The organism is Flexithrix dorotheae DSM 6795 (assembly GCF_000379765.1).
Lineage (GTDB): Bacteria > Bacteroidota > Bacteroidia > Cytophagales > Flammeovirgaceae > Flexithrix > Flexithrix dorotheae.
The window spans coordinates 1-26,632 of the sequence record NZ_KB903465.1 but is presented as its reverse complement, the minus strand read 5'-3'; the positions used below and the strand labels follow the sequence as shown (position 1 = coordinate 26,632).

The 26,632-nt window shown below is 35.4% G+C and carries 21 protein-coding genes and 1 pseudogene; 6 read left to right on the top strand and 16 right to left on the bottom strand.

Annotation, left to right across the window (positions count from 1 at the left end):
• Positions 1-11: 11 nt before the first annotated feature.
• The 5 genes from nqrC to A3EM_RS0126860 form a co-directional block, all read right to left on the bottom strand.
• On the bottom strand, positions 12-761 hold the full coding sequence (nqrC, locus tag A3EM_RS0126880) for an NADH:ubiquinone reductase (Na(+)-transporting) subunit C (protein ID WP_020531344.1): 750 nt from the start codon (positions 759-761) through the stop codon (positions 12-14).
• Positions 748-1,944, bottom strand: coding sequence for an NADH:ubiquinone reductase (Na(+)-transporting) subunit B (locus A3EM_RS0126875; RefSeq protein WP_020531343.1), 1,197 nt, complete (start codon positions 1,942-1,944; stop codon positions 748-750). Before A3EM_RS0126875 ends, nqrC begins: the two co-directional genes overlap by 14 nt.
• Before the next feature lie 52 nt (positions 1,945-1,996).
• The gene (locus A3EM_RS0126870) at positions 1,997-3,373 is read right to left on the bottom strand and encodes a Na(+)-translocating NADH-quinone reductase subunit A (RefSeq protein ID WP_020531342.1); all 1,377 of its coding nucleotides are present in this window, start codon (positions 3,371-3,373) and stop codon (positions 1,997-1,999) included.
• Between the two features lie 224 nt (positions 3,374-3,597).
• On the bottom strand, positions 3,598-4,734 hold the full coding sequence (locus A3EM_RS0126865) for an HTTM domain-containing protein (protein ID WP_157638108.1): 1,137 nt from the start codon (positions 4,732-4,734) through the stop codon (positions 3,598-3,600).
• A gap of 8 nt (positions 4,735-4,742) precedes the next feature.
• A complete protein-coding gene (locus A3EM_RS0126860) occupies positions 4,743-5,144 on the bottom strand; it encodes a hypothetical protein (protein ID WP_020531340.1) in 402 nt (133 codons plus the stop codon).
• A gap of 132 nt (positions 5,145-5,276) precedes the next feature.
• Between A3EM_RS0126860 and ahcY the strand changes: the two genes are divergently transcribed.
• Positions 5,277-6,584, top strand: coding sequence for an adenosylhomocysteinase (gene ahcY / locus A3EM_RS0126855; RefSeq protein ID WP_020531339.1), 1,308 nt, complete (start codon positions 5,277-5,279; stop codon positions 6,582-6,584).
• Between the two features lie 50 nt (positions 6,585-6,634).
• On the opposite strand, the gene A3EM_RS0126850 is transcribed toward ahcY, so the two are convergent.
• The 7 genes from A3EM_RS0126850 to tsaD all read right to left on the bottom strand — a co-directional run bounded on the left by A3EM_RS0126850 (position 6,635) and on the right by tsaD (position 11,788).
• Entirely contained in the window at positions 6,635-7,069 is a 435-nt protein-coding gene (locus A3EM_RS0126850; RefSeq protein ID WP_020531338.1) for a hypothetical protein, read from the bottom strand.
• 658 nt (positions 7,070-7,727) lie between these two features.
• Positions 7,728-8,279 (bottom strand): cob(I)yrinic acid a,c-diamide adenosyltransferase, encoded by a 552-nt coding sequence (locus A3EM_RS0126840; protein WP_020531336.1) that lies wholly within the window; start codon positions 8,277-8,279, stop codon positions 7,728-7,730.
• A gap of 33 nt (positions 8,280-8,312) precedes the next feature.
• Entirely contained in the window at positions 8,313-8,723 is a 411-nt protein-coding gene (locus tag A3EM_RS0126835) for a molybdenum cofactor biosynthesis protein MoaE (RefSeq protein ID WP_020531335.1), read from the bottom strand.
• 68 nt (positions 8,724-8,791) lie between these two features.
• Positions 8,792-9,034, bottom strand: coding sequence for a molybdopterin converting factor subunit 1 (gene moaD / locus A3EM_RS0126830; RefSeq protein ID WP_026210625.1), 243 nt, complete (start codon positions 9,032-9,034; stop codon positions 8,792-8,794).
• Between the two features lie 364 nt (positions 9,035-9,398).
• Positions 9,399-9,977, bottom strand: a complete 579-nt coding sequence (gene cobC, locus A3EM_RS0126815; RefSeq protein WP_020531331.1) for an alpha-ribazole phosphatase — start codon at positions 9,975-9,977, stop codon at positions 9,399-9,401.
• Complete coding sequence (locus A3EM_RS0126810) at positions 9,959-10,750, bottom strand: adenosylcobinamide-GDP ribazoletransferase (protein ID WP_020531330.1); 792 nt, start codon at positions 10,748-10,750, stop codon at positions 9,959-9,961. Before A3EM_RS0126810 ends, cobC begins: the two co-directional genes overlap by 19 nt.
• Before the next feature lie 36 nt (positions 10,751-10,786).
• A complete protein-coding gene (gene tsaD, locus A3EM_RS0126805) occupies positions 10,787-11,788 on the bottom strand; it encodes a tRNA (adenosine(37)-N6)-threonylcarbamoyltransferase complex transferase subunit TsaD (RefSeq protein WP_020531329.1) in 1,002 nt (333 codons plus the stop codon).
• A 159-nt stretch (positions 11,789-11,947) separates the two neighbouring features.
• Between tsaD and A3EM_RS0126800 the strand changes: the two genes are divergently transcribed.
• Complete coding sequence (locus tag A3EM_RS0126800) at positions 11,948-16,483, top strand: translocation/assembly module TamB domain-containing protein (RefSeq protein WP_083925312.1); 4,536 nt, start codon at positions 11,948-11,950, stop codon at positions 16,481-16,483.
• A 78-nt stretch (positions 16,484-16,561) separates the two neighbouring features.
• Here A3EM_RS0126800 and A3EM_RS46325 read toward each other — a convergent pair whose 3' ends face one another.
• From A3EM_RS46325 to A3EM_RS0126785, 3 genes are all read right to left on the bottom strand, one after another.
• Positions 16,562-18,010, bottom strand: coding sequence for a leucine-rich repeat domain-containing protein (locus A3EM_RS46325; protein WP_020531327.1), 1,449 nt, complete (start codon positions 18,008-18,010; stop codon positions 16,562-16,564).
• 344 nt (positions 18,011-18,354) lie between these two features.
• Positions 18,355-19,404 carry a 3-dehydroquinate synthase gene (gene aroB / locus A3EM_RS0126790; RefSeq protein WP_044240016.1) on the bottom strand — a complete coding sequence of 350 codons (1,050 nt, stop codon included), beginning with the start codon at positions 19,402-19,404 and terminating at the stop codon, positions 18,355-18,357.
• Between the two features lie 127 nt (positions 19,405-19,531).
• Complete coding sequence (locus A3EM_RS0126785; RefSeq protein ID WP_020531325.1) at positions 19,532-20,638, bottom strand: chorismate mutase; 1,107 nt, start codon at positions 20,636-20,638, stop codon at positions 19,532-19,534.
• Positions 20,639-20,896: 258 nt separating this feature from the next.
• Here A3EM_RS0126785 and A3EM_RS0126780 point away from each other — a divergent pair, with 258 nt between their 5' ends.
• The 4 genes from A3EM_RS0126780 to A3EM_RS43795 all read left to right on the top strand — a co-directional run bounded on the left by A3EM_RS0126780 (position 20,897) and on the right by A3EM_RS43795 (position 26,348).
• Complete coding sequence (locus A3EM_RS0126780) at positions 20,897-21,673, top strand: enoyl-CoA hydratase/isomerase family protein (RefSeq protein ID WP_020531324.1); 777 nt, start codon at positions 20,897-20,899, stop codon at positions 21,671-21,673.
• 178 nt (positions 21,674-21,851) lie between these two features.
• Complete coding sequence (locus tag A3EM_RS0126775; RefSeq protein ID WP_020531323.1) at positions 21,852-23,345, top strand: lipopolysaccharide biosynthesis protein; 1,494 nt, start codon at positions 21,852-21,854, stop codon at positions 23,343-23,345.
• Positions 23,346-23,545: 200 nt separating this feature from the next.
• A complete protein-coding gene (locus A3EM_RS0126770) occupies positions 23,546-24,550 on the top strand; it encodes a sugar phosphate nucleotidyltransferase (RefSeq protein ID WP_020531322.1) in 1,005 nt (334 codons plus the stop codon).
• Between the two features lie 34 nt (positions 24,551-24,584).
• The gene (locus tag A3EM_RS43795) at positions 24,585-26,348 is read left to right on the top strand and encodes a tetratricopeptide repeat protein (RefSeq protein WP_020531321.1); all 1,764 of its coding nucleotides are present in this window, start codon (positions 24,585-24,587) and stop codon (positions 26,346-26,348) included.
• Between the two features lie 20 nt (positions 26,349-26,368).
• Here A3EM_RS43795 and A3EM_RS43790 read toward each other — a convergent pair.
• Positions 26,369-26,632 (bottom strand): annotated as a pseudogene (locus tag A3EM_RS43790) (hypothetical protein); the annotation flags it as partial.

The window sequence follows — 26,632 nt, the reverse complement described above, 5'->3', positions numbered from 1 at the left end:
AGGTTAGGTAATTATAAACTGGCACTTATTGTTCCACCACTCTTAGCTACTTTACTTAAATAGGCCTCATAGTTTTCTAAATAACTTTTTAGCATACTATTCACACCTTTTCCGGTAATGGTAGCTCCTGACATTCCATCCACCTGATGAGGTTTAGAATCCATATTAGGATTGCCTTCACCCTTAATCATGTCTACAGAAACAATTTCACCACTTTCATCTTTAATTTTCTTGCCTTTATATCGGTCCTGAACTCCTTTTTCAGTGATTCTGGCTCCCAGACCAGGAGTTTCCCCTACGTGGTCAAATGAGATACCGTAAATAGTATTTAAATCAGATGAAATAGCAGCATAACCCCAGATATAATTCCATAATCCAAATCCATACAGGGGAAGAATATAAGCTTCTACCTGATCAGGATTTGATTCACTCATATATTTAAAAACAGGATACTGTCTGTTTTCAGGACTTTTTTTGTATTCCTTATCTACTTTTACATTTTCAGGTACTACTCCTTCAATTTCATTACCGTCAAAATCTACTACTGTTGATTTTATTCTCTCTCCGTAGATATCAGACAATTTTGGTTTTGGAATTCCCTCTGTAGACATTACAGCGCTTAAAATTTGTTTTTTTGTTTCAAGCACTATTTGTTCCTTTTGTCTTTCTTTCAATCCTACAGCGGTTACTGATAATAATCCTCCGAGAATTATCGTCATGGCAGCTGCGAAGCCAATTATATATCCGTTAGACTGTTGCACGTTGTAACCTCCTTGTTTTGTTTGCTTTAATTACATAAAAATCAATCAAAGGTGCGAATACATTCATTAAAAGAATGGCCAGCATAATTCCTTCAGGATATGCCGGGTTAAACACCCTAATTATAACTGTAAGAATTCCTATTAGGAAACCATAAATCCATTTTCCTTTTTCTGTTTGAGAGGCAGTTACCGGATCGGTAGCCATAAATACGGCTCCAAATGCCAGCCCTCCAATTACCAGATGGTAATGTGCAGGAAGCTGCATAAAAGTATTAGCACCAAAAGCATTGAAAATTAACCCTCCAACATATGCGCCAACAAAAACACTAAAAATAATTTTCCAGCTACCTACTCTGGTTAAAATAAGTACTAATGCTCCAATAAGGCACATCAAAGCTGATGTTTCTCCAATTGAACCTGGAATAGTACCTAAAAACAAGCTGTTAAATTCGTACATTCCACCGTTCCAGGATGCTACAGCATCAAGTACATTTACGCCTTCTGTGGAAGCTCCGGCAGCAAGACCTAAAAATGTGGCTCCTGTGAAACCATCTACCATTTGTTGTCCTTCTCCTATGAAAGTCCAAACGGTATCTCCTGAAATTTCAGCTGGATATGCGAAATATAAAAATGCTCTGGCTGTTAAGGCTACATTTAAGATATTCATTCCTACACCACCAAATACCTCCTTAGCAATTACTACTGCGAAAATGGTTGCAAAAGCGACCTGCCATAATGGAATGGTAATAGGTAACACCAAAGGAATCAACATTCCTGTTACCAGAAACCCTTCCGTTAATGGGTGCTTTCTAAGTACTGTAAAAAGCATTTCAACCAAACCTCCAGACAAATAAGAGACAATAATAATTGGTAAGCCATATCTTAATCCTAAAAGCATTTTGTCCATAAAGGAAGCCTCGGCTTCTCCAATGGCCAAAAAATGTTGATGTCCGGCATTCCATAATCCAAATATCAAACATGGAATCATGGCAATAAGTACTGTGATCATTAACCTTTTAAGGTCAACAGCATCTTTAATTTGAGCCCCTTTCGGTTTTGTAACCGATGGGGGAGTGAAAACAAATGTTTCCTGTGCTTCAAACAGATAGTAGTACTTTTCAAATTTTCCACCTTTTTCAAAAAGTGGTCTTTGTTTTTCAAAAAGATCGTGAAGAAATTTCATTTATGTTAATTTAACTTGATCTGCGATAATAATTTTAAGAACAAACTGTAAACTACCCTTCTCTCATGAGGTTTAATCCTGTTCTTACCAAATCCTGAATATCATGTTTGGATACATCAATAAATTCACAAATTGCCAAATCTTCCTCAGCAATTTCATAAATTCCCAAGGCTTCCATTTCATCATAATCCTCAGCCATTATGGCTTTTAATAAGTAGGTTGGATAAATATCCATAGGAAGTACCTTTTCAAATGCTCCACTCACTACAAATGGTCTGTCTTCCCCATTTGTACTGGTATCGAGCACATATTCTTTGGTTGGAGGATTAAGGAAAGAGAAAAGGTTGAATGCTCTGTGGAAACTTAATCTGTTGAAAGTTGGGGCAAGCCAGCCTTCTGTAAGCACAAATCTTGATCTATTGCCTTCAGGAATAACTGTTACCAGATGATCATAAAAACCAAGATAGCCATTTTGTTCAATTTTAGCTCCTGTCAACACATTCCCGGAAATCACCCTTACATTTTCTCCTGTAATATTATTATGAAGGAATTTGTCTACACATGCTCCCATGTAGGTGGAATAGTATTGCGGATTCTTAATTTCAGAACCTGCCACTGCGATTACTTTGGAAGCATCATATTTACCTTCAAGGAATAATTTTCCAATTTGCACCACACCATATGGGTTGGATGTCCATACGATATCTCCTTTATTTATCGGGTCCAAATGATGTATTTGAACGCCAACATTTCCATAAGGATGTTTGCCTAAAAATTTATTAATCTGAACATTTTTAGTATGTGTAAACAATTGGGAAACTTCTGCATTTCCGTCAATATTCACATGTATGCTTCCTTTAGTGAACTTTTTCAAAACGTCCACTCCGGCCTGAAAATATTTGTCCTGATCCTTTAAAAGAAAATCGTAACTTGGCGCTAATGGATTAGAATCAAAAGCCGAAATAAATATTGCTTTTGGAGTATCCTCAGGATTGGCTACAACAGCATATGGCCTTTGGACCAGGTTTGGCCAAACACCACTTTCCAGCAATTGTTGCTGAGCCTCTTCTCTACTCAGAGTACTAATCTCAGAAACGGTATGTTTTTTAAATTCTTTATAGGAAATCTCCTTATCGGCAAGAATTTTTATGTTGATAAGTTTTCTTTTCTCTCCTCTGTTTATCTCAATTACTTCACCACTAACGGGAGCCGTATATAAAACAGCATCAAGTTTTTTATCGAACATGATTGTATCCCCGGCATTCACCTTGTCACCAACTTTAACAGTAACTTTTGGTCTTATCATTCCGGGGAAATCTGACGGCTTAATGGCAAAGGTCTCCGGAGTTTCGACCTGTCCAATTTTCTTTTCCGCCTTTCCTGCAAGGTTTATGTTAAACCCTTTTTTTAATTTTATGGTTTGCGACATCTTTTAAACCTAAAGCTTATTCAGTTTTCTAAATTTAAGTGCGAAAATATTAAATTAAGCGATACTGCAAAACTTATTATATTTGTTTAGATTTATTCTAAATAACCACGAGTTTCCCCACTTCACTTGTAAAGGAAACTATTATCGATTTTTAGAAAAATCAGCGTAAACTCAATTTTGCGCGGTAAAAATGCCTTCTTATTTTTAAATAGAAAAGTAAATGGTCAAATTCTTTTGAGTTTTTTGAATATTACCCAGTCTTTATTGATCATTTCATCAAACGGCAGGAAGAAAATGTAAACAAAAATCCAAGGAGAGTTCCATGTACCTACCTCCAGAGCCAGGATTGTTCCCCAGTGAAAAATGATCCCCAGTAACAAATAAAACCACCTCAGTCGGCTATTGAATATGATTATCCAGAAGGTTAATTGAAAAATCAGGACACCATTTGCAAATATGATGACCAATAAAGGATGATTTAGAAGGAATTGTCTTAAAATTCCTTCTGTGCCAATGGATAGGTAACCGGAAAATGTATCTCCTGAAGTCCAGCTAAATCCTGATATCAGTATTTTTTCCAGACCGCTGAATAAATAAGCCAAACCAATAGTCATCTGGATCAGTTTTAACGGCCAGTTTTTTTGAAGTTTTTCCCCTATTATTCTGACTCTTTCTTTTTCCAGCACCAGAAATGGCATTATTAAGCTTGCAAATCCAAATGTGGCATAGCCATGGTTAATTTTTTCGAAGCTTTGCAGAAAGCCTAAGATTAGAATAAACAACAGGCTTGCCACGGCAGAACTGACAAAGGGTTTGATTTGCAAAATTGCAAAAATGCATGATCCCCAAAATAGGATAATCATAAAAGTTATGGCTATTGGATTTGGGAAGGGAATATTAAATATTTGATATAAAAAAACAGGGTTATAGAATTCTTTTAACTGGTAATAATCATTGAGGTATTGGAACCAATCGAGTGTGTAGCCAATCATCCCCAAATAGAAAATACGGGTGAGGATACCGGTAGAATCAGGACTCATTTGTCCATTCCAGAAAACTTTCCTCCTACTTTCAAGTTTTTTTGATTTTGAAAAAATGTATATAGAGGCTAATGCCGACAAGGAGACCATATCAAATCTCAGGATTACCTGAAATGCTTTTTCGAAAAAGAACTCCGGATGAAAACGATGACTTTCTGTTTTAAATCTGGGGTAAAACCAGTCAATAAATTGAGCAAACCAGGGGGAGGACTGATTTTTGAATAAAAGTTGAATTTCTGGTTTTAGCACTAAAAAAAAGAACAGGTTGGCTATTATTATAATTACCAGGGAAATGCATAAAAAAAATAAAATTCTTCGCATTTTATCCATTATAGATCAATAATTTTCAGGGTATCGATATTCCCGTTAATATTCGGTTGAAGCTGGAGCAATTGCCAGTTTTTTGTGTTTTTTCTGCCAATTTTTTCTTTTATTATCCCAAGTAATTTTTTTGATTCTTTTCGATAAAAATAGTTTCTGGTGAGGTAGGTAAAAGTATCCTTATTCCATCCATAATTTTCAGCATTAAATGTTCTGGTTTGGTTATTTTTATCCTTAAATTGTATAATAAAGAGTTCTTTTTGCGCCTTGTATTGTACTGGTTCTGCAAACATTCCAAATCTGTAGAAGGGATAAAAATCCCTCAGGAAAATAAAAGGGAGCAAGAAGCCACTAATTACCAGAAAAATTGTAATTTCCCGAATTGAAACAGAATGTAATTTTTTTAACATTATTAGGAGAAAATTGTAATATTCGAACAATATTTGCCAAATATACTGTTAACCAGTTACTACTTTTTAAACTTAATTGGTAGTCCCTTACCAATTTAATATTATTGCGTAAATTTTTTTAAATATCTCACAATGGTTGAAGAACAATTGAAATACAAAGTTAAAGACATTTCCCTTGCTGACTGGGGAAGAAAAGAAATTAAATTGGCAGAAGCAGAGATGCCAGGATTGATGTCTCTAAGAACTGAATTTGGTGCTTCCAAGCCTTTGAAAGGTGCCAGAATTGCTGGTTGCCTGCACATGACCATTCAAACAGCAGTTTTAATTGAAACCCTTGTAGAACTTGGGGCTGAGGTGACCTGGTCTTCTTGTAACATCTTTTCTACACAGGATCATGCGGCTGCGGCTATTGCTGCTGCTGGTATACCGGTTTATGCATGGAAAGGAATGAATGAGGAGGAATTTAACTGGTGTATTGAGCAAACGCTCTTTTTTGGAGAGGATAGAAAGCCTTTAAACATGATTCTTGATGATGGTGGTGATCTGACTAATATGGTTTTAGATCAATATCCTGAGTTGGTCAAAGGAATTGGTGGAATTTCTGAAGAAACTACCACTGGTGTTTTGAGATTATACGACAGGGTGAAAAAAGGCACGCTTCCATTACCAGCGATCAATATCAATGATTCTGTAACCAAATCAAAATTCGATAATAAATACGGATGTAGAGAATCGGCAGTAGATGCAATAAGAAGAGCTACAGATGTAATGATGGCCGGAAAAGTTGCGGTTGTGGCTGGTTATGGTGATGTTGGAAAAGGTAGTGCGCAATCTTTAAGTGGAGCAGGAGCAAGGGTAATTGTTACTGAGATTGACCCAATTTGTGCGCTTCAGGCTGCGATGGATGGTTATGAAGTGAAGAAAATGGAAAATGCGGTGAAAGAAGCTAATATTATTATTACTGCTACTGGTAATAAAGATATTATCACTGACAAGCATTTTAAAGCCATGAAAGATAAAACTATAGTTTGTAATATCGGCCATTTTGATAATGAAATAGACATGGCCTGGTTAAACAAAACCTATGGTGACAAAAAATATAATGTGAAACCACAGGTAGATGTTTACGATGTGGATGGTAATGAAATCATTGTTTTGGCAGAAGGAAGATTAGTGAACTTAGGTTGTGCCACAGGTCACCCTTCTTTTGTGATGTCAAACAGTTTTACCAACCAGACACTTGCCCAGATAGAACTTTGGACCAATGGCGATAGCTATGAGAATAAAGTGTATACTTTACCAAAGCATTTGGATGAAAAAGTGGCTGCTTTACACCTTGAGAAAATTGGTGTAGAATTGGAAGAATTAACTAAAGATCAGGCAGATTATATTGGAGTAGAGGTTGCTGGTCCATTCAAGCCTGAGCATTACAGATACTAAAAAAGACCATTTTTTGGAAATAATAAAAGCCCTGAATTTTCAGGGCTTTTTTAGTTTATGATGGTCCAAACAAGGGTTACTAAAAGCACGAAAATAACTGTAAGGAATTGAACCTTGGTCTTTTTGTTTTTCTTTTTAAGTTCAGCTACTTCAGCTCTTTTATCAACTTTTGCTACAAAAACCAGCGTTTCCACATCTTTTTCAGTTTTGAAAAGTTTGCTTCCTACCAGAGTTTTGTTGTCCAGCAATTGAAGTTCCCCTACATTTTCCAACACCAGTTGATCAACCGTTTTTTGTGGCTTTTCGGGTTGAACCTTTTTCTTCGGTTTTACTCCAAACAGCCTGGTGATTACAAACAGGGCCATAAGCGTCAGCACTGTTTGGAAAGGAGAAAGCAATCCAGACTCCTTAGCCGCAGTTTGTGCTTCAGCAAAAACCGTTTGTCCCGTCAGGGTCACCAAGAAAAGTATATTCAGCAGTTTCATGGTTTTGGCTGTTTTAAAGTTTACCGAAATTCTTTTTGAAGAAAAATGTCCTTCAAAAAATGTAAATGTGGAGTAAACCTTCCTAAGTGGAAGTACCCTTAGCAATACCTGGTGGCACTGTCCGGGGTTCCTCTTAGATTTTTGCCAAACCCTGATGAAGTCTAAAAGTGGGGTTTAGTGTTTGCTTTAAAAGAAAAAAGCCCGGACAATAGTTTGACCGGGCTTTTTTCTCCTGAAATAAATTCAGGGGATATTTCAGGTACGTAACCTGCCCGGACAAAAGTTTTCGCGATCACAAAGTGACTCTCTTGATCCATTTTTAATTTCATATGTTTTAAAACTTTTCAAATCGGTTTTTAAATTATCTGTCCTTAATTTTTGGATATAAAAAAACCCGAGATTTGAGGCTCGGGTTACAAATATTTTGATGAAATTTCGGACTAAATATGTGCTTTCCCAAGCCAGTGACTGGCGGAATGTTCTGCGCTATTTAATCTTACTTTTGTCATTTGTGCCTCATTTTATTTATTGCAATTATAGCGAGGTGAAATGGTAATTCCTAATTGAAAATTCAAAATAAATGTAAATTTTTACAATTTTGATAATATTTTTATTTGGATTAATTCTAGTTTTCCTTAATTAAAGAGATTTAATTTCACTATTTTTTATCAGGTTTCCAGGGAATTTCCTCCACTTTAAGCTCTTTGGTAATCATTCTGGACAATACGAAAAAGTAATCTGAAAGGCGGTTTAAATACTTAATAATTAATTCTGGAACTTCCTCTTTTTCAGATAGATGTATGCAAAGTCTTTCAGCCCTTCGGCAAACTACTCTTGCCTGGTGAGCCGCTGAAACAGCCAAATGCCCACCGGGAAGTACAAAATTTTTCATAGGCGGTAGCAGATCATCCATATGGTCCATTTCCTTTTCTAAAAAGATGATATCTGATTCTGATAATTCTGGCAATTTAAATTTGGAAGCCTCAGCTCCAGCAGCCAAAATCGAACCGGTGGTAAAAAGAGTATTTTGAATTTGTATAATATTTTCCTGCCTTTGTTTATTGACTTCAAAGTCTCTTAAATGTCCTACCTGAACATTGAGTTCATCTATCGTTCCATAGGCTTCAATTCTTGCATGTGTTTTTGAAACCCTGTTACCTCCCAGCAAGGATGTTTGTCCCTTGTCTCCAGTCTTTGTATAGATTTTCATGGTACTTGTTCTAAATTATATTTCTTAGCTGATTTACGGATGAGCTGAAACCCATTCTTCTCCTCCCTCAAAAACTTCTTTTTTCCATATGGGAACAGTCTGTTTTAAGGTATCAATGGCGAACTGGCAGGCTTCAAAAGCATCCTTTCTGTGGGGAGTTGAAACCGCTATTACTACCGCTACTTCTCCAATCTCTAAAACTCCCTTTCGGTGGTAAATGGCGATTTTTTGAACCGGCCATTTTGATTTTGCGGATTCTGCAATTTTTTGCATTTCCTTCACAGCCATGCCATCATAGGCTTCAAACTCTAGACGTGTAACCTGTTTTTCCTGAGTTTTGTTTCTGACAGTCCCAATGAATACATCAATTGCTCCGGCCCCGCTTGCATTTACCAGCTCAATTACCTCAGTTATGTTTATGGGTTGATCTGTAATTTTTATCATTTTTAGTACAGAGAATTAGTTATTCAGGGATTTACAATTGCTTTTATAATTGAAAATGAAAAGTAAAATTAACCACCACTTACTGGTGGAATAATGGCGATTTCATCCATTGCTTTAATTTCCCTTTCCTCTTTTACATATTCTTCATTTATTGCGATGGTCATAGAGGCAAGATCTTTTAATTTGGGAAATTGCATCTCAATAATCTCCAATAATTCTTTTACAGTGCTTTGATTGGGAATTTCTAAAACCAGATTTTGTTTTCCCATAATTTCTCTGGCGATGCCAAAGGCCAAAATATTTACCTCCATAAGTTTAGGTGGCTGTTTTTGTTTTCCAGCCTTTCTTTTATTACTCCTTTTGTTTGGTTAATAAAATCAAATTTTCAGTCTTATTTTTATCAGAGCGCCTATTTGATAAATAAAAAAGTTTACATTTGTTCTAAACCTTACCTGACAAACAGGAATCAAATAGAAGATATTTTTAAATGACTTTACTGAAACTAGCTATGTTTATTGACAACAAAAAAATTGAAACTGAAAGAAAAAAATCAAAATTAACTAATAAAATATTGATTGGAGCATTGGTTTTTATTGTATTGGTAAATACCATAAACGCTATCAATTATTTTTTATAAATTTAGTTTTCCGGATCAATTCCCGGAAGCTCAGTTTTTTATCGGTTAATATACATTACTTTTCCCTGGTTTTCTTCTATCTGGATTTTACTAATTCCTCCAAAATCCAAATGGAGATTAAATGTATTTTTTAAGTCTAGTCCTAAAATTGAGTTTAGAATACATCTGATGGACCCCCCATGAGCTATTATCAACACTTTACCCGGTCTTTTGGTTTTAATTTCAGAAAAGCAATTTAAAACTCTTTTTGAAAGTTGTTGGAAACTTTCTCCATTCAGGCTGTTGCGGTTCACAAAATCCTCCATCCAATAATCCAGTTGTTCTTTTTCCATATCTTCCCACCTTATCATTTCCCAATCCCCGAAGTTTAATTCTTTGAGTCGGTCATCAAATTCAATATTTTTTTGGAAATTTAATGCAGATTTTAAATCAAGGGCAAGCCTTTTACACCTTTTTAGAGGGCTGGCATAAATCGCTTCTGGTTGATAATCAATTAATTGTTTTATTATCCTGTTTAACTCTTTTGGGTAGGAATCTGCCACTTCAAGGTCGGTTTGACCATAAGCAATCCCTTTCTCGACAAGTGGAGTGGTATGCCTTACAAGTAAAATTTCCATGGGTTTGTAGTTAATGTATTATTTATGACAATCACCGAAAGCAAAAAAACTATTTCTGCAATTTGTTGGGTGGCTCCAAGACAATCTCCAGTGTATCCTCCTATCCATTTGGTAAAGTATCTGCCTAACCACCATTTGGTAATTAAAAGCGGGATGAGCACAAGAAAATAAATGAGTTCTGGGAATAAAAATAGTGGTGACAGACCTATGAATAAAGCAATTAAAAAATTTGAACTGGACAATTTTTTGGCTACAGGTTTTACTTTGCTTAAAGCATCTTCTCTTACATATTGATGAGTGAAAATAAAGCTTGATGCTAAAAGTCTACTTACCGTATGACTGCAAAGAATGCTCACCAACAACAAATTTTCCGGGATCTCCAAAAGGCTGAAAAATTTTATTAGCAGCAACAACACAAGTCCCAAAACCCCATATGTGCCCACTCTGGAATCTTTCATAATTTCCAATATTTTACTCTTCGTCCAGCCGCCTCCAAACCCATCGCATACATCAGCAAAACCATCTTCATGGAAACCTCCTGTAGTTAAAATTCCAGCCGCCATAGAAAGTAATAAAGCGATGTTTTTGGGAAATATTTGGTTTGCCAATAAATATATAATAATAGAAATTCCTCCTACTATCCAGCCAATAAGTGGAAAATAACGAGTGGCTTTATTGAGGTTTTCTTCCGAATGTTTCACCCAGGATGGTCCGGGAATTCTGGAGTAAAAAACCAGGGCATTGAAAAAAATGTGGATTTCGGATTTTAGCAATTTGAATGCAGTCTGGGGTTATTTTAAAGTGGAAATTTAAATTTTCATTCTGGGCTTTGGGGAAACACTTAAGTCGGCAAATTCTCCCTTTTGAAACATAAAGTGAGCCGTGATGGCAATCATAGCCGCATTATCAGTACAATATTCAAATTTTGGGATGAAGGTTTTCCAGCCTTCTTCTTTGCCAATTTCTTCTAATCTCGACCTCAAGCCTGAATTGGCAGAAACTCCTCCGGCTATTCCAACCTGTTTGATTTTATATTTTTTTGCCGCTAATTTTAATTTTTCTGTAAGAATATTGATCAGGGTAGACTGAACACTGGCACAAATATCATTTAGGTTTTTTTCTATAAAATCCGGATCTTTTTTAACCTCATCTCTTAAAAAATACAGAAATGCAGTTTTAATTCCACTGAAAGAAAAATTGAGGTCCTTGCCTTTTAGCTTTGGGAATTCATAGGCTTTTTGATTACCTGTTTTCGCATACTTATCGATTAAAGGGCCTCCCGGATAGGGCAAGCCTAAAATTTTAGCGGTTTTATCAAAAGCCTCACCTACAGCATCATCCTGGGTTTCTCCAACCACTTCCATGGTAAGATGGTCTTTAATAATAACCAGTTGGGTATGTCCACCACTAACTGTTAGACAAAGGAATGGAAATGATGGTTTTGGGTCGTCAATAAAATGGGACAATATGTGAGCTTTCATATGGTTTACCTCAATAAGCGGTATATTTAATGCCAGGGCTAATCCTTTGGCGAATGAGGTTCCCACCAGGAGTGAGCCCAGTAACCCTGGCCCTCTGGTAAAAGCGATGGCATCGAGCTCATTTTTGGTTATATTCGCATTTCGCAGGGCTTGGTCAACTACCGGAACTATATTTTTTTGGTGAGCCCTGGAAGCTAATTCTGGAACTACTCCACCATATTTTTCGTGAATAGACTGGGTAGCGATATAATTGTTTATGATTTTACCGCCAATCACAATTGAGGCAGAAGTATCGTCACAAGACGATTCGATTGCAAGTATTTTAGTCATACTAAGTACCAGTACAAATTTTAATAGAGGGTTTTTCTCTCATTATCAAGTATTTATGGAAAAATCCTTTTGAATTAATTTTATCCAATTATTGAATATTTGGAGCATACAGGCAAAAATAGAAAAATAAATATTAAGCGAGTCAGGCTTTTCCGACTAATGAGGATGTACATTAGCCGGATGGTGATGACTGTGGTGGTTTTTGCCATGGCCATTCTTATGGTTCTCCAATATCCATTTATTCAAACTCAATTGGCTCACGAGGCTACTATCTGGCTTTCTGATGTTATTGGATACCCCACCCATATAGAAAAGGTTCATGTGGATTGGTTTGATGTCATCCGACTTTCCGGTGTGCAAATTAAAGATTCCAGCGATAGACAGATGGTAGATGTGAATGAAGTAATTGTAGATTACCGAATCACCAACATTTGGCAAAAAGGAGATATCTATCTTGATAAAGTGATTTTAAGAGATGGAACGGTTGACCTTATCAAAGATCCAAAGCTAAATATGACCGGATTTATTAAGGCGATCTCCGATTTGGTGAAAAGAAAAAGAAAAGGCAAATCGAAGAAGCGTAAACCTATCCTTCATATTGCCCACGGAAGTGTAGAGAAAATGAATTTTTCCTATAATAATCCAGATACAGAACGATTTGAAGAAGGAAGGTTTGATTATAATCACTTTGGGTTTAGGGAGATTTATGGGGATGTCAGCAATTTCAGGGTGTCCAGAGATACAGTAGAATTAAATGCCAGTGAAGTTAAAGGTTTTGAAACCCACACCAATCTTGAGGTAAAGGAGTTGCACTCTAATTTTAGGTTCACTAAAAGAAATATGACTTTCCAGAAACTGCATGCCATTATTGGAAATAGCATTTTGAGGGATTCCCTGGTGATGGTTTATGATACGACTGCAGATTTCAGCCATTTTAATACAAGAGTGGAAATTTTGGCCAACCTTAAAAACAGCAAAATTACCGCAGAAGATTTATCCTATTTTGCTCCTTCAATGAAAGTTCTGGATGAGACGTATCAATTAAGTGGCAGATTTCGGGGAAAGGTGAAAAATTTTAAGATTTATGACCTGGATTTGCTTTTCGGAGAAGGAAGTAACCTCAGGGGGAAAATGGGATTCAGAGGATTACCTGATTTTTTTGAGACCCTGATGAGCTTCACTTTTGATGATTCAAGAATTTATTCTGAGGACTTGAGGCAATATCTTCCCGCATTACACTATGAAGTACTGAAAAAATTTGGGAAAATCGATTTTAATGGTCGGTTTGATGGATTTGCCAATGATTTTGTAACCGATGGAAAGTTCACCACTGATCTGGGATTTTTAAGTACCGATATCAACCTTCAAATTGCCTCCAATAGCTATGAAGGACTATTAGTGACAAAGGATTTTAATATTGGGAGGCTTGTGGGGCGGGAAGACGAAGTGCAAAAAGTTGATATGCAGGGGTCAATAAGGGGAAAAGGCTTTGCGGTATCCACTGCTAAATTTGATTTGAATGGAAGAATTGACCGGTTGGGTTTTTTAGGCTATGATTATAAAAATATAAAAACCAATGGCCATTTTGAAAAGGAATTATTCAAAGGGAAATTTCAGGTAGATGATGAAAATCTAAAATTGCAGGTAGACGGGCAAATCAATTTTAAAGATGAAAATTTTAATTTTTGGGCAGAAGTAGATACGGCTCAATTACACCATTTGTCTTTTACACAAGATAGCCTGTTTGTAAAAACTATCGTAGATGCCAAGTTTGAGGGTCTTGAGTGGGATAAAATAAAAGGCAGTCTTGAAATTTTTGATACTAAAATCCAGCATTTTGAAAATACACTCGATTTTGATGAATTAAAAATTAAAACGGATAAGGATAGTATTTCCAATATCAGGACTGTGGATATAGGTTCTGATTGGTTTGACCTGAATGCTGAAGGAAATTTTGATTTGGTGAAGCTGTATGTAGATGTATTTAAATATTTAGAAGAATTTGCAGATCATGTGAAGCTTGATAAAGTTTCCACTGATATTGGGGAAATTGTCAAGAAAAATGAATCTGTGGAAAACATTGAAAATGAAGATTATAACCTAACTGTTGAAGTACAGCTTACCGATATCGCAGAAGTACTTAATCTTTTTACAGACAGTATTTTTGTGGCCAAAAATTCCTGGTTTAAGGGAGATTTGAAATTTGGTAAGGAAAGTGAAATGATGTACAGGGCCAAATCGGATTCTGTTTTTTATAAAAATTACCAGTTTTTTGAGGATAGCCTGGTTTTGTTTTCTGGTCGCTACCCCACTATTGTTCCGGATAGTAGTTCATTTCAATTTGAAGGTTTCGTTTCATCCAAAACACAAAATCTGAACAACCTGGAAACTGAAAATCTTATTCTTTATACGCATAAATTAGGCAACAGAATTTTGTTTGAAAATACCATCAAACATAAAAACTCCAATGATAAAATGAATCTGAATGGAGATATTGGAGTTTACTCCGATCGGTTTGAGGTAAGTTTAGTAAATACTAATTTTCTGGTTCTCGATAAGCCCTGGAAAACGAATGGAGTAAACAGGTTTACTGTAAATGGAAAAGAAATAGAGATTAAAAACCTAAGCTTTTCCAGTGGGGACCAGCTGGTGAATGTCACCGGAAATATTTCTGAAGATTCCTCTGAGGTTCTGAATATTGAATTACAAAATTTTGATGTAGGAATCATCAGTACCTATACAGGGAAAAAGTTGGAAGGAACGGCAAATGTGGATGCATTTATTTCGGATTTATATTCCGGAGCTAAGGTGGGAAGTGAAGTATTTATTGACAGTTTGAAAATTAATGAATTGTTGTATGGAAATATTAAAGCCTATACGCAGTGGGATGATTATAAAAACAAACTCAATATTGATGCTTCCATAAACAGGAAAGATCTTTATGCTATAGAACTGGATGGTGATTATATTCCTTTTGGCAAAAATAAGGATCAGCTCAACCTGAATGCTTCGTTTGAGAAGGCTCCCTTGTATATTATTGAGCCATTTATGGCTGAAGTCATTTCAGAATTAGAAGGAGAAGCGAACGGAAATTTGAATATTAACGGGTCATTATTTTCCCCTAGGTTTGAGGGTAGTGTGGCGGTTAAAAATGGCGGATTTAAAGTCAATTACCTAAATACCTCCTATAAGTTTGGAGATGAATTTCAATTCCATCAGGATACGATCATGTTTAAGGATTTTGTAGTTAAAGATGAGGCAGATCAGGAAGGCGTGATTACCGGTTTGATTTATCGGGACAATACGGACAGATTAATGTTTGATATTGGTGGTAATATGGAAAACTACAAGGTAATTAATATTCCCGAAACACCAGAGGCTATTTATTATGGAACTGGCTATGGATCGGGACGATTCAGAATATTTGGATATCCATCCGAAATTGAAATTTCAATACAGGCAAAAACTGAAAAAAATACCAAGATATTTATTCCACTGGAAGGAAGTGAGGATGTAAAAGACCAGAGTTACATCACCTATGTCAGTGATTTGGTGAAGGAAGATAAAGCTTTGGATTTTAAACAAGAGGTGAACCTGAATGGAATTCTCTTTAATCTTGACCTTGAAATTACCCCTGATGCCTATTGTGAGATTATTTTCGATAAAAAAGCAGGAGACATAATGCGGGGAAACGGAAAAGGGGAATTAAAAATGGAGATCGATACAAAAGGGGAGTTTAATATGTATGGAGATGTGGAAATTGTGAAGGGAGCATATAATTTTACACTGCTAAATGTGGTTGACAAGAAATTTAATGTAATGCCTAAGTCCAAAATTATTTGGACAGGAGATCCCTATGAAGCCAACCTGGATGTCAATGCTTCCTACACTCAGTTTGCCTCTCTATTGCCTATAATTGATGCTGATAGTAGTGCCCTTAATTCTCCTGAACTGCGAAAAAGATATCCCGTCCATGTGCTATTAAACCTTAAAGGAAAATTACTAAATCCAATAGTAAGTTTTGATATAGATATTGATAATTACCCACATATGGTAGCCACTAATTCAGGACCGGTTTCCGTGGAAAGTTTTGTTGCTTCTTTCGAGCAGAAGGTTAAAAATAATGAACAAGAGCTTAACCGACAGGTTTTTAGTTTAATTGTACTAAGGCAATTATCTGCTGAAAACCGATTTAGTGGTATCGAAAATGTGGCAGGGAGTAGTGTGAGTGAATTATTGGGAAATCAGCTTAGTTATTGGGTGTCGCAAGTAGATGAAAACCTGGAAATTGACTTTGACTTAAACGGACTTGATGCGGAGGCATGGAATGCATTTCAATTAAGGTTGTCTTATAATTTTCTGGATGGAAGGCTAAGGGTTACAAGAGATGGTGGATTTACCAACCAAAGGAATGAGACCAACCTGACTAGTGTATTTGGTGATATTTCTGTTGAATATCTATTAACCCCTGATGGCAGACTTCGCGCCAAAATGTACCATAAAAGTAATGAAAACTCATTTAATACCGGACTTGAGAATAATTCAAAGGCTGGAATGAGTGTGATGCATACGGCCAGTTTTGATTCGCTTTTTGGCAAGAAAAAGAAAAAGAAGAAAAAACAAACGGAGGCGGAAAATAAAAAAACATCCGGAGAATTTCTGGAACCTGAAGAAGCCAAAAATATAGTTGAATAAAGTATTTTAACTAAAATTACAAAGCCCCACAGAGAATTTAAATTCTCTGTGGGGCTTTGGTTTTAGTGATTTTTTTTCTCAATTTATTGAGCAATTTGGTTTTAATCTTCTGAATCTATTAATTTCATCTTCAGTCACATTTGTTTCTGAGCAATCAATATATTCCAAATTTCTAAGTCTTTCGAAATTAGATAAGGATTCAATTTCTGTAAAGGGAAACCAGATGGTTTTTAATCTGAACGATTCTTTAAGAGGACTTAAATCTGTAACCTGGGTGCCAGATAAATCAATAGTTTCTAATAATTTCATTCTACCTACCGGAGCAATATTGCTTACTTCTGTACTTGCAATATTGAGGTCCTTAATTCTTTCTAATCCAGCAATATTATCAATGCTTTTGATTTTGGTTCCTGAAATACTTAATGAAAACAGCTTAACCAATTTTTTTAAGGGAGTTAGATCCGAAACCCCCGTATTATAAGCTTTCAGATCTCTTAATTCGGTTAATTCTGCAATTGGGGCAAGGGTGTTTATTTTAGTATTTCCACAGTGTAATTTGCTTATTTTAGGCATTCCTGCCAATAGAGAAATATCATCGATTTCAGTATCAGAAAAATATAATTCTTCAAGGTCATGAAATTCTTTTATTGGCTCCAGGCTTGTCACTTTAGTTTCTAATAGAGAAAGCTTTTTTATTTTGGTCATGTGCTTAATAGGCTCAAGGTTGTCAACCAGAGTAGATGAGCAGTCAAGCTCCACCAGATTAGTAAGGTTCTTTATAGGTTCCAGGCTGGTAATTTTTGTGCTGGCACAATGTAAAACCCTCAAAGAAGTATGGTTTTTTATGGGTTCAAGACTGGTGATATTAGAATTGGTAATAAATAATATCTTTAAATTTTTCAGATAGGTAATTGGTTCCAGGCTGGTTAAGGCAAATTCATTAATTCCGTTTCCCGTACAAATCAGGATGCCCATATCATAAATCTTATTCAAATCCATTAAATTAGGCTCTCTTTCTATTTTAATAGATTTTTTGAATATTTTTTGCCATTCTTTATCTATTGTTTCCCACCATTCTGGGTATAAAACCGGATAAACCGTAAGGTGGCTGTTTTCATTCCTGAATTTCTCTATTTCCTCTCTGCTAATTTTGGAATATGTACAATTCACTTTTTTCAAATTCTTTAACCCATTTATTTGAGAAAGCTTTGTAAGCGGGGTCCCCATTAAATTTAATTTTTCCAGGCTATCAAGATAGGTAATAGGGGAGAGGTCGGTGATTTTTGCTTTTACACAATTTAAAGACTTCAGGTTGGATATTGAGACTAAATCTTCATCAGTTAAAGTACTGTCTTCTTTATTTATTTGCTTTAGGAAAATGTTTTTCCATTCAGGAGTCAGTCCATTCCACCAGTCAATTGAAATATTTTTGTTAGGTGAAGTTTTAGCGTAACCAGGCTTTAGGATTGGACCAGCTATTAAAATACCAATGATTAAAAAACTAACCCTTAAGTATCGTGTATTCATTTTGCTAATTTTATTAGAGGTAATAATTAAATTTTTCAGTAAAGATTATTATTACTTAAACAGATTGAGGTTGACTAATTAAATGGGGAGTCAACTAGGTATTGCATCTTTACTAAATAAGTAACAATTGAAGTTAGTACTGCTAAATGGGTATTAGCCCTTAGCTTTGGTTTATGTTAAAAACATTACCATAAAAAGGTTTTCACCTTCCCATGTAATAAAGTAGACTAACTTAATTACGACTTAAAACTGAAAAATTGTATTACAGCCCCCATTAGGCAAACGTATTAACTTTTCTTAAACTTGAGGAACTAAATACTGGTGGGATTACCTCGGTAATAAATTTAAAGTGAATTATAAAAGAGGAGGCTTTCTCTTGCCATATCCTCAGAGATTTCCTGGTCAAAAACAGCCTTTCCATTGTATTCCAGCAGGGAAAAGTTTAATCTATTTCCTTCATTCTTTTTGTCCTGCTGCATTAATGGCAAAATTTGATCAATATCATCAAAATTTAACTCAACTTTTCCATAGGTCTGTAGAATATAATCTGAAACTTCTTTTAAATCAGATTCGCTTAAACCCAGTAATTTTTGTGATAAATAAGTTTCACAAATCATCCCAATGGCGATGGCTTCCCCATGTAATAATTTCCTGGGTTTTTGAAAAAGCAGGTGGGTTTCGATAGCATGTCCAATGGTATGGCCAAAATTTAGTATTTTTCTTAATCCCTTTTCTTTTGGGTCGGATGTAACTACCTGATTTTTAATTAAAATATTTTCAGGAATAAGTTGGTCAAAGTTCTGGGCACTTAGTTGTTTTTGTTTTAACAAATCCCATTTTTCTTTGTCCGCAATAAGGAAATGCTTGATTACTTCTGCATAACCGGATCTTAATTCTTCCTTTACCAAAGTTTTTATAAACCCAGGGTGAACTAATACCCGCTCTGGTAATTGAAAAACGCCAATATGATTTTTGAATCCATTAAAATCTATTCCTAATTTTCCTCCAACACTGGCATCCACCTGCGAGAGTAGGGTAGTGGGAATTTGTACAAAGGAAATACCTCTTTTATAAGTGGCGGCACAAAAACCTCCCATATCTCCAATTACTCCTCCACCCAGGTTGAGTACAATGGATTTTCTATCAAAACTATTTTCAGTAAGTTTATCCCAAACGCTTTTGCAGGTTTCCAGGTTTTTATTTTCTTCTCCTGACTGAATTTGGATGGTTAAATGGTTTTCAGGAATAAATTCTTTAATGAGAGGATAGCAATATTTTTTCGAATTTTCATCAAAGATTACAGCAATTTTGGTGAAATTTTCTAAAAAAGAAAATACATCTTTGCTGAATTTTGAAACAATAAAAACACCTGAAGTAATTTCCCTGCTTTCCATACTGAAATATAATTGATCCCGAGATTGTTTGCCTAAATAGATATCTAAAAAATAGCCATAAACCATAATCTGGAAAAGATTTATGATTTATGGCTTTAAGTAAATGAAAACCTAAAATCCGAAGGAATTATTTTTTCACTTCCTGAAATTCAGTGTTCACTTTCTTTGTTTGTATTCTGATTGATTCATCGTGAATTAACTGGAATAGTTTACCCACAAATTCTTCATTTACATTCAATTGCTTGCCCCACTCTGCCCTTGTTTTGAATACCTCCAGCCATCTGTCTGGTTGAAAAACAGTTACATTGTTTTCTTTTTTGTATTCACCAAGTTTATTCACCAGGGTTTTTCTGGCAGCCATGTTTTCCAAAATCTCTCTATCCACATTGTCAATCTGCCTTCTCATGGTATCTAAAATACTGTTAAATTCCTCATTGTCAGAAGTCTCTTTTCTTATATTGATGGCATTTAGAATTTCAGCTAATCTTTGAGGTGTAACCTGCTGTTTAGCATCACTAAGGGCATTATCAGGATCGCAATGAGTTTCAATCATTAATCCATCGTAATCCAGGTCAATTGCCTTTTGTGATACAGGTAAGATTAAATCTCTTGTTCCACCAATATGGCTTGGATCACAGATTAAAGGAATGTTTGGTAATTCGCTCTTTAAGGCAATGGCGATTTGCCACATAGGTACATTTCTGTATTTTGTCTTTTCAAAAGATGAAAATCCTCTGTGAAGGGCAGCTATTTGTCTAATACCTGCATTATAAATCCTTTCAATTCCACCTTTCCATAGGGCCAGGTCAGGATTGATTGGGTTTTTAATAATTACCGGGATATCCACACCTTTTAAAGCATCTGCAATTTCCTGAACGGTAAATGGATTTACTGTACTTCTGGCTCCAACCCATAGCACATCCATGCCATATTTAAGCGCAAGTTCAACATGGTTTGCATTAGCTACTTCAACTGCAGCAGGCATTCCCAGCTCTGTTTTTACATCCTTCATCCACTTCAGTCCAATTTCTCCAACCCCTTCAAAAGTATTTGGCCTGGTTCTGGGTTTCCAGATCCCTGCTCTTAACATACTTATCCCTAAGTCTAAGTCTTTGATTCCTTTACAGGTTGTAAATAATTGTTCTTCACTTTCAGCGCTACAAGGTCCTGCAATAGCAAAAGGAACATCCTTAACAACTTTCCAACTTTCGATTGGCTGAATGTCTTCCATCATTTTCGTAAAGAATTTAAATTTTAATTTAGAATTATTAAATTGAGCAACAAAGATATTAAGATTTTCCTATAAAATTGTAAGTTTTCTATATTGAATTGTAATTCTTATTATTAATTTAAAGGGAAATTCATAAGTAAAAAAACACCAGTTTTTTAGTAAACTTTCCTTATTACCCTATAATTTTGCCGCCAATTTACATTGGAGGTAGGTTTTTCATGAATCCTGACTAATCCAATTTTTCATTGAAAAAAATATATAATGGAATTTGAAAATTTAAAATTAGAGCTTCAATCCGGAATTCTGACAATTACTATAAACAGAGAAAATAAACTTAATGCTTTAAATATTGCCACCATCAAGGAAATAGAAAAGGCATTCCAAAAAGTTTATGATGAACCGGAAATAAAAGGTGTAATTATTACAGGAGCAGGGGATAAAGCATTTGTGGCAGGAGCAGATATCAAGGAGTTGGCCGATGTAAATTATATGAATGGAAGAAAGTTTGCCGAAGAAGGACAGGAAGTATTTGCTTCAATTGAAAACTGCCCCAAACCAGTAATTGCTGCGGTGAACGGATTTGCCTTGGGAGGTGGTTGTGAACTGGCGATGGCATGCCACATGAGGATTGCCTCCGAAGATGCTAAATTTGGATTGCCAGAAGTAGGGCTGGGAATTATTCCAGGATATGGGGGAACTCAAAGGTTAACCATGCTAGTGGGAAAGGGTAAAGCCTTTGAATTAATTTTAACCGGAGAGATGATCACAGGGAAAAATGCTAAAAAAATAGGACTGGTAAACCATGTGGTACCCAAAGAAGAGGTAATTGTGAAAGCGGAAGAAATAATAAATAAAATAATGGCAAAAGCCGAATTAGCCATTGGCCAGGCGATAGATTGTATAAATGCAGTTTATAGAGACGAAAATGGCTACCAGACTGAAGCCAATTCATTTGGGAACTGTTGTAAAACAGAAGATTTTAAAGAAGGAACTAAAGCATTTTTAGAAAAAAGAAAACCAAATTTTACCGGAAAATAAATTTTACAATTAATTTTTTTAGAAACGGAGAATGGAAATCACCATTCTCCGTTTTTACTTTTTTAGACTATTATCAATAAATATTTTTTTCGATAACACTCATCATTTATTAAGGCTAATATTTTTTTTGAATAAACGAAGCCGATAAATCTGGAGACAAAACTTTTTAAAGTTTGTAATGCTAAGAAAACTAGCCTCAGAAACCGCAATTTATGGGGGAACTACCATATTGGTAAGGTTGATTAATGTAGCCTTAATTCCCCTTCATACAGGATTATTTCAGCCAGAGGGATATGGGCTAATAGCCGAGTTTTATGCTTATGCTATTGCGGCCAATGCACTTTATTCATATGGAATGCAGACTGCATTTTTCAGGTTTACCACCAAAAAAGGTGGCGATCAACAGGAGAATTTCAATTTGATTTTTTCTATGCTTTTGGTGACCAGTTTTGTTTTCAGTGGCAGTTTTATCTTTTTTTCAAAAGATATAGCGGTGGCCATGGGGCATCCCACTGGTCAGAAGTTTGTAATTTGGTTCGCCTTGATATTTGCTATTGATGCGCTTTTGGCCATTCCATTCGCTCAGCTTAGAATCATGGGAAAAGCCAGGCAATTTGCCCTGACTAAAATTTTCAATATCCTAATGGTTTTCTTTTTGAATGTGTTTTTTATTTGGTTTTGCAGGGAAGTTTATGAGGGGAATTTTCTAAAAGGATTTCAGGGGATTATCGCTACATTTTACGATCCAAAACTAGGCTCTGGGTATGTGTTTTTGGCCAATTTAATTGGGAATGGTTTATTGCTGTTGGTTTTCTGGAAAACCTTTGCCGTATTTAAATTTAAAATTAATTCCGCAAAGCAAAAGGAACTTTTAATTTATGGTCTTCCCATTTTATTTTCAGGGCTGGCTTTTGCCATTAATGAAAGTGCAGATAAGATTTTCTTAAAATATTGGTTGCCTGAAAACTTCTATTTCAATTTTAACAGCATGGAGGCAATGGGAGTTTATGCAGCTAACTATAAACTTTCCATTTTTATCACCCTTGGGATTCAGGCCTTTAATTATGCTGCAGAACCTTTCTTTTTCTCCAGAGCTGAAGATAAGAATTCCAGGGAGGTATATGCTACGGTAATGAAATATTTCATCATTGTCTGCATGATTGTAATGGCTGGGGTTTGTGCAAATCTGGATTGGTTAAAGTATTTTATCCCAAATGAAGTTTACTGGGCTGGATTAAATGTAGTGCCCATTTTATTATTGGCCAATGTGTTTTTAGGAATTTATTATAATTTATCGGTTTGGTTTAAAGTGACGGACAAGACTTATTTTGGATTGTATTTTAGTGTAATAGGGGCTTTAATCACAATTATTTTTAATTATGTATTAATTCCAATAATTGGTTATACGGGGAGTGCGGTATCCACTTTGTGTTGTTATTTTAGTATGACCTTGTTTTGCTATTTTTTTGGTAAAAAGCATTTTTTTGTTTCCTATCATTTGAGATCGGCTTTTGCATATATTTCAGTTTTTGGGATAATTGGCTTTGCCATCACATGGATAAATTTGGAAATGACCTACCTTAATATTTTACTGAAAAATGGCATTCTGATTGTGTTAGTGCTATTAGTCGCCCTAAAGGAAAAAACTAAGTTATTAAAATTGATGAAATAATTCAGGATTAAACCTCTGGTAAGGGTTCATTTCAGACCAGATCAACCTAACTTACTCTAATTGTTATTATCTTAGTGGTGATTTAGTGGGTTATGGTTTTGAATTGTTATTTTCCTGATATAGTAATTAATCAACTTACCAACCCTACTTTTTTAAATTAACAAATGAACAAACAAAATTAAAAGTTAAAATAACTGAAAATGAGATTGCTCGTGAACCTGGGAGTTGCAGAAAAAGACCTGGATCCCATCACACAAACTAATCCCAAACCACTTCTGAAGATAGGAGAAAAGCCTATTCTGGAGATCATGTTGACTGAGGTGGTAAAACTCTCCGGCTATGAACTAAAGGAAATTTCATTTATTCTACCTGAGAAGAGTAAAGGAATTTGTGACGAGATAAAAAAGGTGGCTGAGAACTATGGGAATAGTGTTGTTTTTTACTTTACAGATAAAGACAGGGGCTATTTAAGAAACTTAAAGGCGGCTCAATCTTCATTTTTAGGAAGAATACTGGTTATTCCATTCATAGCATGGTTTAAAGGTGATTTTATTATTGATGGAGCCAAAAATAATGCTGTCTGGGTGCATAAGGTGGAAGAACCATCAAAACATGAAATTATTAAACTGGATGTAAATAATAATATTCAAAAACTGGTGAACAAGCCTAAGGAATATATTTCCGATTTGGCTGTGTGTGGGCCTGTGTACTTTAAGGAAGGGGAATATTTGCAGGAATTATTACAATATTTAGAGGATAAAAAGTTAAATGATAAGGATGATGTTCACCTTTTCGATTTAATAAAGAAGGGCAAAATGCAACAAGAAAAGTTTGAGGCTGAAATACTCACACAATGGCAACCCTTTAATGGAAAAGAAGGTCTTTTAAAAGGAATGGAAAGTTATCTAATGGATAACAGGCATTCGCAAAAGATTCCTGCATCAGCTAAGATCACGGGCTCTATTATCAATAGTCCTGTTTACATAGGAGAAAATGTAAACATAGAAAATTCGGTTATTGGGCCAAATGTTTCAATAGGGAAAAATGCTAATATCCAAAGTGCTGTTATTCAGGATTCGCTTATATTGAACAATACTGCCATTAGGCAGACAAATTTTTTAAACTCTATAATTGGCAATGATGTTGATTTTACAGGAAAGAAAAGGAATTTAATCCTTAGCGATAAAGACATTATTAAAGAATAGGGTATTTTTTTGATACAAACTCGATGGAAATCAGATGAATATAAAAAGAATTGCGATAGTTATTGGTTTGCTAATAGCTTCAGGGTGTGTGAATTACGGAATTGCACAAAAATCCAAAAAGAAAAAAAAGAAGGAAGAAAATAAAATCATCCAGGAGTTTCCCAAAAATATAAGTCCGGAGCGAAGTGTAGACCAGGCCGAGTATATTTTTGCCGAAGGAATCAAACATGTAATTCTTGAGGATTATAAAAAAGCATTGGTTTTACTTGAAGAGAGCGAACGGCTAAATCCTGATAACCCAACCACCAAATTCAAAATTGCCCAGGTATATTACGATATGGAAAAGTACAATGAAGCACTTCCATATGCAGTAAAAGCCCTACAAATTGATAATTCCAATATTTATTATTACCTGCTGCTGGCAGATATTCATAAAGCAAGAAAAGAGTATGAGCAGGTAGTAAAAGTTTACAAGGATTTATTGGATATAGTAGATGGGAGTGAGGAATATTATTTTGATCTGGCTTCTGCATACCTTCACCTTTCTGATTATAAAAATGCAATTGAAGCTTACAATAAAGCAGAAGGTATATTTGGTTTGAATGAAGCGGTGGTGAGGCAAAAACAGCGGATTTATTTAAATATAAATGATTTAGATGCTGCATTGGCTGAAGGACAGAAACTTGTAGACGCCTTTCCCAGTAATTCTGGGTATGCAGTAGCCCAGGCTCAAATGTTGTTTAGCAATGATAAATTTGAAGAAGCAGAAAATGTGTTGTCAAAACTATTTGAGAAGTTGCCAAATGACCCGGAAGCGCAATTGATGCTGGCTAAAATTTATCAGAAACAGGGAAGAACTGAAGAGGCTGATAAACTGATGGAAACCGCTTTTTTGAGTAATGATCTTGAAGTGGAGAATAAATTGGAAGTGTTGAGAAATTACTTGCAGAAAGAAGACGACAGGGTAAAGACGGAAAAGGGAAAAAAACTTGCTGAAATTGTAGTAAAGGTGCATCCAGAGTCTGATTTATCGAATGGAATTTATGGTGATTTTTTATTATATGAAGGTAAGAAAAAAGAAGCAAGAGGATATTATTTAAAATCCCTTAAGGCAAATGGCGATTCTTATGAAATTTGGCAAAAGGTGATTAATATCGACTGGGAATTCCAGGAATTTGATAGTGTAGTGATACATTCTGAATCTGCCCTGGAATTTTTCCCCAATCAGGCACAGCTATATTTGTATAATGGCACTGGAAACTATGTGCTACAGAAATATGAAGAATCCATGGAGAGCCTGGAGCAGGGGAAAATGCTGGCTACCGATCCTGATTTGAAAATTCAGTTTAATGCCCAGTTGGGTGATGTTTATTACAATTTGGAAGAATACGATAGATCTGATGATGCCTTTGAAGATGTATTAAAGCAGGATCCTAACAATGAACATGTTTTAAATAATTATGGCTATTTTTTGTCTGTTAGAAAGGAAAATTTAAAACGGGCAAAAGAATTAGGAGAACAACTGATGAAACTTGCTCCAAATAGCCCTACCTATCAGGATACTTATGGGTGGATTTTATATGTAAGTGGGGACTATAAAAATGCAGTTAAAATTCTGGAAAAAGCGGCAAATGCTTCCGATAACGGAACAATTGTAGAACACTACGGTGATGCGCTTTTTAAAATAAACAAGAAGGATGAAGCCCTGATTCAGTGGAAAAAAGCAAAAGAGCTGGGTGGGTCTGAAAATGAGGAATTATTAGATAAGAAAATAAATCAGAAAGACTTAGTTGAATAAAAAAATGGCCTTAATGGCAGTCATGGTCGGAAGAAATTCCGACCATTTTTAATTTTAAAGATTCGTTCCGGGTTACCTCCAGCTAGATAAATCATAATGGCAATAGCAAGTTCTCTTATTTCGGTTTTAAACCTTCTTTTAGCAGTTTTATAACCAATATTATTAGCTTTTTTATAAATAAGCAGGAGCATGGCAACTATTAGGGTCATATAAATGATGACTTCAATACCATTTTTATTGAGTGATACTAGGTGGCTGACATTGAGTTCTTGTTTGATAAAACG